The organism is Zooshikella sp. RANM57, from assembly GCF_050749885.1.
Taxonomy (GTDB): Bacteria; Pseudomonadota; Gammaproteobacteria; order Pseudomonadales; family Zooshikellaceae; genus Zooshikella.
On record NZ_JBOIUB010000002.1, the window covers coordinates 156273 to 168882 of the forward strand.

The following is a 12610-nucleotide window of genomic DNA, read 5'->3' on the forward strand; positions in this document are numbered from 1 at the left end:
AAAGATGACGTCGACAACAGAAGCAGCCACAGTACTGTCCAACACCCATACCAAACCTATGACGAGGGAGGAGTGGCAACCCCTGACCCGTGCTCAGGCTGGGATTTGGTATGCTCAACAGCGTTTCCCTCAAAGTGTTGTATACAATACAGGAGAGTACCTTGATATTCGTGGGCAATTAAATCTGGACTACCTACAGCAGGCGATCAAGTCCGCAGTGATGGAAGCCGACTCGCTTCATTGTCGATTTCAATTAATTGATGAAATGCCACAGCAAACCGTTGACCCTTGTCGTCAGGTTGATGTGGTGGTGATTGACTGTAGTTGTGCGGCTGATCCTATTGCTGACGCTTTGCAGTGGATGCAACGTGATGTATCAACACCCATGGATTTACAGCAGGGGCCACTGGTTAGGCAGGCCATTATTAAAGTATTTCCAGATCGCTACTTCTGGTATCAAGGGATCCATCATATTGCTATTGATGGCTATGGTTTTTCGTTACTGATTGCGCGTGTTGCGGAAATCTACCGTGCTTTAGTCACCTCATCAGTAGTTAAACCCTGCCTGTTTCAGCCAATTTCTGCCCTGTTAAAGGAAGACCAAGATTACTGGCAGTCAGCAAAGTGCCAACAGGATAAACGCTACTGGCAACAACAGTTTGCGACTTTACCAGCGCCAAGCTCGTTGAGTGTACGTCGCTATTCCGCAGATGCCCATTCCCGTGCACATCGCCAGCAGGTAACTCTTCCAGATGAGCTGGTCACGCACTTAAAAGCACTCAGTCAGCATGCAGATATCAATTGGCAGTTTGTATTTTATGCCGCTGTGGCAGGTTTTCAGCAGCGTATGACGGATACTGAAGACTTAGTACTTGGCGTGCCGATGATGGGGCGTTTTGGCTCTGTGAGTTTAAGAACCCCCACTATGCAGGTGAATGTTGTCCCCTTACGCATCACATTAACAGCTGAAACCTCACTCGCTGAGTTGATGAATACAGTAGCTAAACAGTTCATGGGGGCACGTCGTCATCAGCGCTATCGATTCGAAGCGATTCAGCATGACCTTGGTTTAATACAACAAGGGCGGCCGTTATTTAATACGCTGGTGAATGTATTGCCTTTTGAAGGGGATAGTGACTTTTTAGGGGAGACCGCCACTTTACATAATGTGGCGGCCGGACCTGTAGATGATTTATCCATTTACTTGTTTGTCCGGGATGGACACTTTCAGTTGGTCTTAGAAGGTAACCCTGGTGGTTATAGTGACGCTGACCTGGCGTTGCTTTTGAAGCGATTTCAGCTGTTTCTACAAAACATGTGCCGGGCTGATCTTTCTCAGCCATTGGCAAGTCTGGGTATGCTGTTACCTGGTGAGTTTGACTTACTGATTAATGGCTTTAATCAGACCGCACAGGAGGTGCCTGAAACGACACTGACTGATTTATTACAGGCACAAGCAAATGCTTCGCCAAGTAATACAGCTGTCGTATTTGAAAACCAAAAGCTGAGTTACCAAGCGTTGTCAGCACAGGCTAATCAGCTGGCCCACTTCCTTATCCAACAAGGGGTAGGGCCGGGTAAGTTTGTCGGACTTGCGATTCCCAGAAGTCTGGAGCTTATTGTGGCTCAACAAGCCATCATTCGAGCCGGTGGTGCCTATTTACCCATTGATCCCGATTACCCCGCTGAACGTATCAATTACATGCAGGAACATGCACAGCCAGTGCTCATCCTGACCTGTCAATCGCTTGCAGGATTATTCAGTTTTCCTTGTGTTTATGTCGATGATGTATTGCATGATGGTGTAAACAATCTACCAAGTCACTGGCCCCAGGCTGAGGAAATGGTTCAGCCATTACAGGCAACCGATCCTGCCTATGTAATTTATACCTCAGGTTCAACAGGTAAGCCTAAAGGGGTCGTTGTTTCTCACCGTGCGATTGTTAACCGGTTGTTATGGATGCAAGGCCAATATGCTATTGGCGCTGGTACTTGGGTCTTACAAAAAACACCTTCCAGTTTTGATGTTTCAGTGTGGGAGTTCTTTTGGCCGTTAATGACAGGCGCAACCTTAGTCGTCGCATCGCCAGAACTACACAAAGATCCGCAGGGTTTAGCATCACTGATTCAGCAGCAATCTATTCATGTTATGCACTTTGTGCCTTCTATGCTGCAAGCCTTTTTAGACTGTCCTGATGCCCACAAATGTCCGAGTTTGCAAAAGGTTATGTGTAGTGGTGAAGCATTACCCCGCGAAGCCATTACCCAGTTTTATCAATGCTTGCCGCAAGCGACATTACATAACCTCTATGGCCCGACAGAAGCGGCCGTGGATGTGACTTATTGGGACTGTCCACAACAGCAGAACACCTCATCGGTACCTATTGGCAAACCCATTTGGAATACCCGACTGTATGTTCTAGATCGACAGTTACAACCAACGCCTATTGGGGTTAAAGGTGAGCTGTATATTGCTGGTCGCAATCTGGCTGAAGGCTACTTGCGTCAACCAGAGCTGACGGCGGAACGCTTTGTACCAGACCCCTTCGTAGAGAAGGGCGAGCGAATGTATCGTACGGGTGATTTAGCGAGCTGGAATCCACAAGGTGAGCTGGAATATTTTGGTCGCATGGATCAACAGGTTAAGTTAAGGGGATTACGGATTGAACTGGGTGAAATTGAGGCGGTAATGGCACAACACCCTCTGGTGGGGCAGGCTGCTGTTGCCATCAAATATTCACCCCGTAATGAGCCTATGTTGGTGGGTTATGTTGTGCCAACCGCAGCGATTGAGACGGATCTGGATGAGTTGATTACTCAGGTTCGCAATCAATTAACGAATCAGGTGCCAGACTATATGGTGCCTCCCATCATTAGCGCCATTTCTGCATTGCCGCTATCACCCAGTGGTAAGCTTGATCGCAAGCAGCTACCCGATCCTGAGTTTAGTGCACAGGTAAAGGATGCGCCGGTTTCTTTCAAAGAGCAGCAACTCATAACCGTTATGGCTGAAGTTTTGGGTATATCAGCTGTAGGTCCTCACGATAACTTTTTTGCGCTTGGCGGGAATTCACTCTCAGTGGTGAAGTTAATTAATCGCCTGCAACAGGAGTTGGGTATAGAGATTCCGCTGGGTACGGTGTTTGCCAAACCTACAGCGAAAGGATTGCTTTCTGCACTGGCTGACAACAAACCACTGAATGATGGTTTGGAAATGTTGCTGCCCTTGCGGACACAAGGCACAGAATACCCATTATTTGTTATTCATCCAGCAGGTGGATTGTGCTGGTGTTATAGCGGGCTGTTACCCCATTTGCCAGCAGATATTCCAGTATATGGATTACAAGCACCGTTATTGTCCTCGACAAAGGGTAATCAGCCTCAAAATGAGCGCTCTTTAGCGGCTATGGCCAGTGACTATCTGGCTATGATTAAAACGGTACAAGCTGAAGGCCCATATCAGCTAATGGGTTGGTCTTTTGGTGGCATGCTGGCCCATGAATTGGCGGCGCAGCTACAGCAGCAAGGAGAAGAGGTTTCATTACTGGCGTTGGTCGATGCTTATCCTTCAGACCAATGGCGTGATATGTTGGCAGTGGGAGAACAGGAGGCACTGCAAGCGCTGTTACGCATAGCAGGTTATGAGCCAGACGCAGGATTTCCTGAAGGCTTAACACCCAGCCAAACCAGAACGCTATTAAAGCAGCAGGGTAGCGCCCTAGCGAGTTTGTCGGAATCAACCTGGCAGGCCATTACCCAGGTAGTGATTGAAAACAGTTATCTGGTCCGAAGTTCAAACCACCGTGTTTTTAACGGCGACATCGTCTTTTTTCGGGCAACAGGGCCTCGCCCAGAAATCAATGTGGATTACAGGGGGTGGCAGCCTTATGTGACAGGGCAGCTTAATTGCCATGATATTCCTTGTACCCATGGCATGATGTTGCAGCCGCCGATGGTCGATCTGATAGGGAAGACGTTAACAAAATGCTTACCAGGGAGTGATGTGGTATGAGCGTGTTTGACTTACCTATGGCCCACTATCAAGTTGTGGAAAATCAGCAGGGGGATTTAGCTATTTGGCCAGTATCGCTCGTGTTACCTCAAGGTTGGCAGGTACGTTTTAGTTCTGATAGCACCGCTGCCTTATCCCAGGTTCCACTCAAAGGAGCTTCAAATGATGCGGGACAGATGCTTAGTTTGCGAGGGCAGGATGCCGTCGCCAGTCAAGATACTCGAACGACGACTCATAAAGCATGTTGTATGAAGTTTATTGCTGAGCAAGGTTCAAGTAACCCTGCTAAAGATGACGCTGAACTCAACGGCTCACCAGAGCACATATCATCCGCCAACCTACCCACCAACACGGAGAAGACTGCCTTGTCATCCCTTCAACCCGCCGCACAGGGGATAGCAACGTTATTTGATCATTATGACTTGGTTGGATTGTCTGAGATGCACTGGCATTCTGATGTGATTGCTGCGTTTATCGACCTGTTACGTGCAGATGAGCTGGCTACGGTTGTTGATGACATTGTGGTGGAGTTTGGTAATGCGGCCTATCAGTCTGTGGTTGATGATTATGTGGCAGGAGCTGTAGTAACCGACGCTGAGTTAGCACAAGCCTGGCGAAACTCGCTGAACTTTGTGGTATGGCAGCCTACGGGTTATCAGCAGCTATTTAAAACAGTACGTCAACTTAACCAGCAGCGGCCAAAAAGCCAGCAACTTCGTATTGTCCTTGCGGAACCAGCCTTTGATTGGACGCAGATTAAACAGGCTGATGACTGGCGTGTGCGCCAAGCACAGCGGGATCAAGGTTATTACCAACGCATTGAATCTGAAGTGCTGAAGAAAGGGCGCAAAGGTTTGTTGATCTTTGGTGGTTACCATCTTACCCGGCAGCCCGTGGTGCGTGAACGAACGAAACAAGACGCTGCTGTTAGTAATCCCCAAAATCCGTTACAGCAAACAAAAGCCTCGTTTGATGAGGCCACACTGGGTGAGCTATTGGCCGAACACCAGCCAGGGCGTAGCTATATGCTGTGGACTACCGATATCACTCAGTTTGCTGCACAACATCGGTTACTGGATTCCCTCGAAAATACGAAGGAATCATTCCCAAAATGGCCGCAAGTTATCACGGCACAGCAAGGTTGGCTGGGGGCAATGCCCTTTGCTGCCATCAGTGCGGGGCATCAACAACAAACGGTGGTGAGTAAGGGGCAGCCCCCTCAAGTTAAGCGAATGGTGGACGGGGTACTGTTTCTTTCAGGTTTGCAACGTGAGGTTAAACTGCCTGATAGCGTTCTGGCGGATAAAGCATGGTTAAAAACGATGTGGCAGCGTACGGAACAGTTACCTAAAGGGTTTCGTCAGCGTTTGCAGTCGTTGTTGCCTGAAGCCGCGTTGACTGAAACCTTACAAGATGAAGCCCATAGTGTTTCAGATAAGCCCTTAAAAAAATCAAAATGAACCTGATAATGAGAGATGTGATGCAAGGGGTATGTTTTCAACAAAGCTTTAAATCAATGGGAGGGAGCCATCAAGGCAGCCCATTACTAACAGCCTTACGTGCTATGTTAACACTCGGTTGGCTTTTCATTGGGTTAGTCTTGGCTGGTTGCCAGCAAGAAGAGTCCGCATCATCGACGGTGAGTCAATCAACCTCCCAACAAAAAGCTGATAATGAACAGATATGGCACACATTTACCGATGTAACAGGTTATGAGGTGACATTAGCAAAAGCGCCTCAGCGACTGGTGGTGCTCAGTGAGATGGACCTGGATATGTTGCTGGCATTAGGTATCAGTCCTGTTGGTACCACCGCAGGCCGTGGTCAACCAGGAATTCCTCGTTATCTGGCTGACAATGAGCAGCTACACGATATCCGTATGGTGGGTCGCTTAGGTCAACCCAGTTTGGATATGCTGGTTGAATTGCAGCCAGACCTTATTTTAGTGGGGGGATTGAATAACCCTCAGTTATTAAAACAATTGAGAAAAGTGGCACCAACGGCGGTGAGTTATCACGCTACGGAAGACTGGCAGACAGCATTACAGCGTGTGGCAGGATGGCTAAGAAAAGAGTCTTCGGCTGAGCAGTTTATTCAGCATTATCAACAGCAGGTTCAGTCTATTCGGCAGCAGCTAGGAGACCAGCAACAGGCAACGGTCAGCGTGGTACGCTGGAATCCCCAAGGACCCGGTTATATGTTGCAGGGTGCCTTTGTCAGCCAGGTATTGGCTGATCTTCAGTTAAAACGCCCTGAAGCTCAACGTCAGCCTGGACCTGGGCATTCACCACCGCTGAGCTTGGAAGCACTGTCATTGATCGATGGTGACTGGCTTTTTGTTGGCACACTGACGGTATCCGGAAAAGCGGTAGATGCGATGCAAGCAATGCAGCGAATGCCGGTTTATCAGTCGTTAAGAGCGGTACAAAATAAGCACGTGGTCAATGTGGACGGCTCTCTATGGACCAGTGTGGGTGGACCATTAGCGGCAATGGCGGTACTCAAGGATGTGGCGGATAGCATGACAGCAGGGTCATAAGGATTCATCCATGTCCACAGAAAAAGTAGTTGATCGTTCTCTGCTGACACAGCGCTCAGGTTTCTGGCGCTGTTTTTTAGTTATTAAGCATCTTCTGGGTTTATCCAGAAAAAGCCATAGTACGTGGGTAAACCGGCTGCTATTGGTTTTTGTCGTCAATGTATTACTTATCGTTGCCTCCATGTTAGTGGGGGCGGGCTATATCAGTATGCAGGATAGCATGGCATGGCTTTGGTCATGGGTGGCAGTCCCTGGTTATGAACAGTCGGTGGTGAAAGTTTCACCAACCGTCACAATGGTGATGGAGACAATCCGTTGGCCGCGAACACTGGCAGCCATGCTGGCGGGGGGTAGTTTAGGTTTGGCGGGGGCACTGATGCAGCGCATTACCCGTAACCCCATTGCCGAGCCGGGGTTGCTAGGCATTAATGCAGGTGCAGCTTTAGGTGTGGTGGCGGCCATTGTCTTCTTTTCGGCAGAAGCCGGATTGCCCTATATGGTGGGTGCCTTAGTGGGGGCGCTAGCTGGCAATATGGTGATTGTTATCGCCAGCCATCGTGTGCAAGCCTCATTATCGCCATTACGTTTAGTGTTAGTGGGGATTGCTGTGAATGCAACAGGGCAGGGGTTAACGGCCATGCTGCTACTGACTAAACAAACCGTTTTTGATCAATTTCGCTTTTGGATTTTGGGTTCATTAGCCGGTGTTGAATTGGCTAGGGTACTGGCTGTTTTGCCCTTTACCGTAATAGGCATGATGATAGCACTGTTATTGGTAAGACCATTGGCGGCTTTGCAGCTGGGGGATGCGAGCGCGATGGCGCTAGGTCATCACCCAAGCCGGATTCGGCTGGGTTTATCCGTGGTCATTGCTTTGTTAGCAGGGAGTGCAGTGGCATTGACGGGGCCTATTGCTTTTCTAGGGCTATTAGCCCCTTTTTTAGCGCGGTTGTTGGTGCGAGAGTCTACCCATGGGTTGCTGTTAATGGCCTTTGGCTTAGGCAGTGCTTTATTACTGGCGATGGATATTCTTGGCCGTTGGGTCATGCAGCCTTTTGAAACACCTGTTGGCAGTATGCTGGTGGCGGTAGGTGCGCCATTATTGATCTGGTTGGTACGTAGTCAACGATTACAGCCCATGGGATCAGGGGGGAGACGTTAATGACTCAGCCACATAATGTTCTCGCGCGTGATACAAGCAACTTCCATTATCCAAGGCTTAAAAAGGCCGGTTGTGGGTATCTTCAATTGGCGCAATGGACTGTTATTTTCTCCAGGCGAGCGTTGTATCTTCACCTGCTACTGTGGCTGGTACTGTTGATTGCAGCGGTTTTCACTTTGACACAGGGTTCAGTCACGATTGGTGTTCATGACTTTTGGTTACTGTGTCAGGGGCAGGGACAATCTGCTCAGCAGTTATTAGTGTGGGAGATACGCTGGCCCAGGTTATTAGCGGGAGTTGTAACAGGGGTTGCATTGGCTGCTGCGGGTACTTTATTACAGCAAGTTACTCAAAATCGGTTATCTTCTCCAGAAGTATTAGGTGTTAATGAAGGTGCCACATTTTTGCTGTTGCTGGGGTTACTGTTAAGCCCGGTGAATATGCTGGGGCCTTGGTGGCTGGCACCTTTAGGTGCAGTACTGGTAGGAATTATATTGGCATTTTTGGCGGGTGGTATTGGTGGCCGTGGTTATCAGATCTTGCTCGTTGGCGTTGCTTTAGCCTACTTTACTCGGGCGATGAATGACTTGCTGATTTCCAGAGCAACAGCGCAGCATGCCAGTGCAGTACATAGTTGGACCTTAGGTAATTTAGCCAATAGTGATTACACCGAACTGATGCCTGCCAGCCTGCTGTTGATCATCTGTCTTGTTAGTTCTATTGGGGTGGCTTGGCATTTGCGCTTATTTAAGCTGACGGAATCGCATGTCCAGTCTTTGGGTATTGCGGTCCGTAAAGTACAGTTTGCGGCATTGGCCCTTGCATTAGTGATGGCAGGGCTTGGGGTTGGTATTGGTGGGCCAATTAGCTTTGTCGCTATTGCGGCACCTATTTTGATTTCTCGGTGGTTGCCACCTCAGGTTTTGGGGTTAGGTAATAGCTGCATGTTGGGCGCTACTTTGGTGATTGTTGCTGATACTTTAGGGCGTGTGGTGCTGGCCCCTAATGAAATCCCTGTTGGGGTGATTACCAGCTTATTAGGCGGGCCTTTTTTGCTATGGGTCTTATTGCAGGAGAAGGAAGTAAAACACTAATGACCGTTGCGATTAAAGTAGAACAGTTACAGGTTAACTACGGTAGCTACCTTGCCGTCGATAATGTTGATCTTCAGCTTAAGGCAGGAGAGGTGACGGTCATTGTTGGGCCTAATGGCTGTGGAAAATCAACATTATTACAAAGTATGGCGCGACTACATCGCCCTTTTCAGGGGCAGATATGGGTTAATGAACAGGACATTTGGCAGCTCCTCCCAGCACAAGTAGCAAAAAAACTGGCTTTATTACCACAGTCTCCTGAAGCGCCTGGAGAGATGTCCGTGTTAACGTTGATTCAATTTGGGCGTCATCCTCACCAGGGGTTATTTCGGCAGTGGTCTTCTGATGATGAGCAAGCGGTGCAGGAGGCTATGGCAAAAACGGGCGTGTCTGACCTGGCTAATCGTTCATTACAGGCTTTGTCTGGAGGACAACGTCAGCGCTGTTGGCTGGCAATGGTTTTAGCACAGCAAACACCCGTTGTATTACTGGATGAACCAACGAGCATGCTAGATCCGGGTCATCAGCTAGAGGTACTGCAACTGGTCAGGACTTTGGCTAGACAGGGCAAAGCCATGGTGCTGGTATTACATGACCTGATTGCTGCGGCTCGTTTTGCGGATAATCTGGTGGCAATGCGTGATGGAAAAGTGGTGGCCAGTGGTGCTCCCCGAGAAATATTAACGTCAGCGCTAGTCAGGCAACTCTATGATATTGAAGCCGATATTCTGTTATCTCCAGAGGATGATGTTCCTGTTGTTGTGGCTAAATCGCTTGCGGTAAAAGAGGTGGCTTAATGATCAGGGAAACGCTTGAACCTGTGATAAGTGAGCAATTGCAACAATCCGCAGCATTGACGTTGATCGAAGCCCAACAAAAACCAATATTTGTTGATTTTATATCTTTAACGGCAACAAATATTTTATTTTCGGGGGGCTGCTATTATAAAACAGAAGAAGTCTATTTGGCTGCTTTTTCCCAGTTAGGTATCAAATTACCTGAGAGTCAAAAAAAGGCGGTATTAAAACGGCAAGTTGAATTTATGGCAGGCCGTTACAGTGCACAACAAGCGTTGTATACTCTTGGCGTTAACCCACCAGTGATGATCCCCGTGAATAAAGATCGTAGTCCACACTGGCCTGATGGCATTGTTGGCGCTATTACCCATAGTGATCATCTTGCACTGGCTGTGGTGGCAGACCAAAAAAATGTGACTGCGTTAGGGGTTGACTTAGAAAAAGAGATTAATCCAACAATCGCCAAGGATATCGCTAAGCAAATTATCTCATTGACGGAACAAAACAATTGTGCAAAATGGGGCTGTCCATTTAATTGGTTTTTAACCCTGGCTTTTTCCGCCAAAGAAAGCCTTTATAAAGCATTATACCCACACGTAAAACAGTTTTTTGGTTTTGAAGCCGCAGAGCTTATTGAATTAAATACGATAGAACAATCTTTTCGACTGCAGTTAACAGAAGATTTATCTGGAAATTATAAAGCCGGTGATTGTTTTCGAGGTACATATTCATACCAAGAAGGTTTTATTTGTACGTTGATTATGTGTATAAATAGTGGTTAACCTATTTATGGCTAATAAAAAGAAGCCCTGAAAAAAATTGGGGTATTAAAAACATTATAATGTATCCGTGAAAGCCTGAGTTACAGACATTTTTTAGCAGTTAATTGCCGGGTCGCAACCGCCTTGTGTGATTTAATATTACAAAAGGTAGCAATGCGAGATAAAGGCTCATATCAAAGAAGTTGATGGTGCTTATGTCGTCTAAAACAGGTAACTCAGTTCGTATATCTCCCGTCGCGCTCGCGGTAGTTGCGGCGATCGCTAATCAATCAGTGGCTGCAGAGATTACTGAAGATGCTTTGCAGTTGGATAAGTATGTTGTTACAGCAACCCAAACATCCCATGAATTAACCACTGCACCGGCATCGATGTCAGTGATTACGGGCAAAGAATTACAGGAAACACCAGTATCAGACATCAGTGATGCCATACGACATAGTGAAGGTATTCACCTGGAACAAAAGGGAAGTAATGGTCGTCGTGGAATCAATATCCGTGGGCTTAGCAGTGCTTATACGCTGGTATTGGTGAATGGCCGCCGTGTTGATTCTAATGTGTCATTGATTCGTGGTAATGATTTTGATTTATCAACTATTCCTGTTGATCACATTGATCGTATCGAAATTGTGCGTGGACCCATGTCGGCGCTTTATGGGTCAGAAGCATTAGGGGGTGTGGTTAATATCATTACTAAAAAGGGCACAAACCAGTTTCAAGGTAATGCCAGTATTGATTTTTCATCGCCTTTTGGCAGTGATGGTGGCAATGAAACTCGGAATAGCATCAGTTTACGAGGTCCATTGGTTGAAAATAAATTATTCTACAGTTTGAGTGTCGATGCCCAGCATCGTGATGCCTGGACACCTTATCAGGATGACCCCACCACCGCGAATGCACAGGAAGATAAGCTATCACCTATTGAGAAAAAAGAATTATACAGTGTAGCGGGTAATTTAAACTGGAAAATAAATGATCAGCAAACATTAGACTTGGATATCACCCATAATAAGGATGAGCGTGATGGCGAATTTTTACAAGGTAGTAAAAGCAGTATAACAGACCAGGAAATTCGTCGTTATACTTATGGTTTAACTCACTCTGGTCAATGGGCATGGGGTGACTCACAACTGCGTTATTATCGAGAGGATATGAACTTTACCGAACGTGGTGCTTCAGGTGCGGGTAAAATGGAGCAAACCAACCAAACCGTGGATGGTTTTGTTTCTAAACTGTTTGGTGATCATTTGGTGACAACGGGGGCTGAATATCGTCATACTAAGTTAGAAAATGCTAGGGATTTTAAAACTTCGGGTGAAGCCACCGTTTCTCAAAAAGCCGTATTTTTACAAGATGAGTGGTTGATTAACCCAGAATGGTCTTTCACCTTAGGTGGCCGTCTAGATGATCATGAAAATTTTGGCACTCACTTTTCACCCCGTGGTTATTTAGTCTATACGCCAACAACAGCCTTAACGATTAAAGGTGGGGTGGGTAAAGCCTTTAAGGCGCCTTCATTATTGCAGCTAACTGAGGAATATCGATTATTAAGCTGCGGTGGTAGTTGTTATTTACGTGGTAATCCAGATTTAGATCCAGAAGTGGCTACCAGTTATGAGTTAGGTTTTAATTACCAGCAGCCAGGCTGGCACGTGGGGGCGACAATATTCCGAACCGATATTGATGACCTGATTCAACGCCAGTCCAGCTCACAAATAGTGAATGATACTATAACTTATGAGAATGTAGATGCGGCCCGCATTGATGGCTTAGAGTTAAGTGCTGGGGTGGATTTAACACGTACTGTGTCTTTAAGTGCAAATTACACTTACACTGATGCTCGCGATAAAAATACGGATGAAATACTTCATAAACGCCCTCGTGAAAATGCCAATGTGCGTTTGGATTGGCAAGTAACGGATGCCATGGGAGCTTTTGTGAGAACCCATTATGTGGGCGAGCAGGAAGATTCTATTAAAGGCAAAGGTGATGTTGATCTACAAGGATATGCGCTGACGGATGTTGGTATGACGTATCAACTAACCAAAGACTTACAGTTAAGAACTGGCATTACCAATATAGAAGATAAAACCCAGGATTATGACTCAGATTATGGATTTTCTGAGCGGGGTAGAACGATTTATGCTGGAGTGAGTTTATCGTTTTAATTATACCCTTCGCGATGGGTATGAATTCTAACTTATACCTTTTACAGGCTGGTTTATGT

Annotated in this window: 8 protein-coding genes; all 8 read left to right on the forward strand. The window is 46.9% G+C overall.

Annotation, left to right across the window (positions count from 1 at the left end; all coding sequences use genetic code 11):
• The first annotated feature begins 4 nt into the window (after positions 1-4).
• The 8 genes from ACQ96U_RS05405 (at position 5) to ACQ96U_RS05440 (ending at position 12551) form a co-directional block, all read left to right on the forward strand.
• Entirely contained in the window at positions 5-4012 is a 4008-nt protein-coding gene (locus tag ACQ96U_RS05405; RefSeq protein WP_431720224.1) for an amino acid adenylation domain-containing protein, read from the forward strand.
• Entirely contained in the window at positions 4009-5472 is a 1464-nt protein-coding gene (locus ACQ96U_RS05410) for an MbtH family NRPS accessory protein (RefSeq protein ID WP_431720225.1), read from the forward strand. Before ACQ96U_RS05405 ends, ACQ96U_RS05410 begins: the two co-directional genes overlap by 4 nt.
• An 8-nt stretch (positions 5473-5480) precedes the next feature.
• Positions 5481-6551, forward strand: a complete 1071-nt coding sequence (locus tag ACQ96U_RS05415) for an ABC transporter substrate-binding protein (RefSeq protein WP_431720226.1) — start codon at positions 5481-5483, stop codon at positions 6549-6551.
• A 10-nt stretch (positions 6552-6561) separates the two neighbouring features.
• Entirely contained in the window at positions 6562-7713 is a 1152-nt protein-coding gene (locus ACQ96U_RS05420; protein WP_431720227.1) for a FecCD family ABC transporter permease, read from the forward strand.
• A complete protein-coding gene (locus tag ACQ96U_RS05425; RefSeq protein ID WP_431720228.1) occupies positions 7713-8807 on the forward strand; it encodes a FecCD family ABC transporter permease in 1095 nt (364 codons plus the stop codon). The genes ACQ96U_RS05420 and ACQ96U_RS05425 overlap by 1 nt, the downstream gene beginning before the upstream one ends.
• Positions 8807-9604, forward strand: coding sequence for an ABC transporter ATP-binding protein (locus ACQ96U_RS05430; RefSeq protein ID WP_431720229.1), 798 nt, complete (start codon positions 8807-8809; stop codon positions 9602-9604). The genes ACQ96U_RS05425 and ACQ96U_RS05430 overlap by 1 nt, the downstream gene beginning before the upstream one ends.
• Positions 9604-10386: a 4'-phosphopantetheinyl transferase family protein gene (locus ACQ96U_RS05435; protein WP_431720230.1), complete on the forward strand. Its 783-nt coding sequence runs from the start codon at positions 9604-9606 to the stop codon at positions 10384-10386. The genes ACQ96U_RS05430 and ACQ96U_RS05435 overlap by 1 nt, the downstream gene beginning before the upstream one ends.
• Positions 10387-10580: 194 nt before the next feature.
• On the forward strand, positions 10581-12551 hold the full coding sequence (locus ACQ96U_RS05440; RefSeq protein WP_431720231.1) for a TonB-dependent receptor domain-containing protein: 1971 nt from the start codon (positions 10581-10583) through the stop codon (positions 12549-12551).
• Positions 12552-12610 lie beyond the last annotated feature (59 nt).

Excerpts from the sequence above, each read along its gene's own strand:
- ACQ96U_RS05410 (WP_431720225.1), top strand. The coding sequence starts at position 4,009 with ATGAGCGTGTTTGACTTACCTATGGCCCACTATCAAGTTGTGGAAAAT.
- ACQ96U_RS05435 (WP_431720230.1), top strand. The coding sequence starts at position 9,604 with ATGATCAGGGAAACGCTTGAACCTGTGATAAGTGAGCAATTGCAACAA.
- ACQ96U_RS05425 (WP_431720228.1), top strand. The coding sequence starts at position 7,713 with ATGACTCAGCCACATAATGTTCTCGCGCGTGATACAAGCAACTTCCAT.
- ACQ96U_RS05420 (WP_431720227.1), top strand. The coding sequence starts at position 6,562 with ATGTCCACAGAAAAAGTAGTTGATCGTTCTCTGCTGACACAGCGCTCA.
- ACQ96U_RS05440 (WP_431720231.1), top strand. The coding sequence starts at position 10,581 with ATGTCGTCTAAAACAGGTAACTCAGTTCGTATATCTCCCGTCGCGCTC.
- ACQ96U_RS05405 (WP_431720224.1), top strand. The coding sequence starts at position 5 with ATGACGTCGACAACAGAAGCAGCCACAGTACTGTCCAACACCCATACC.
- ACQ96U_RS05415 (WP_431720226.1), top strand. The coding sequence starts at position 5,481 with ATGAGAGATGTGATGCAAGGGGTATGTTTTCAACAAAGCTTTAAATCA.
- ACQ96U_RS05430 (WP_431720229.1), top strand. The coding sequence starts at position 8,807 with ATGACCGTTGCGATTAAAGTAGAACAGTTACAGGTTAACTACGGTAGC.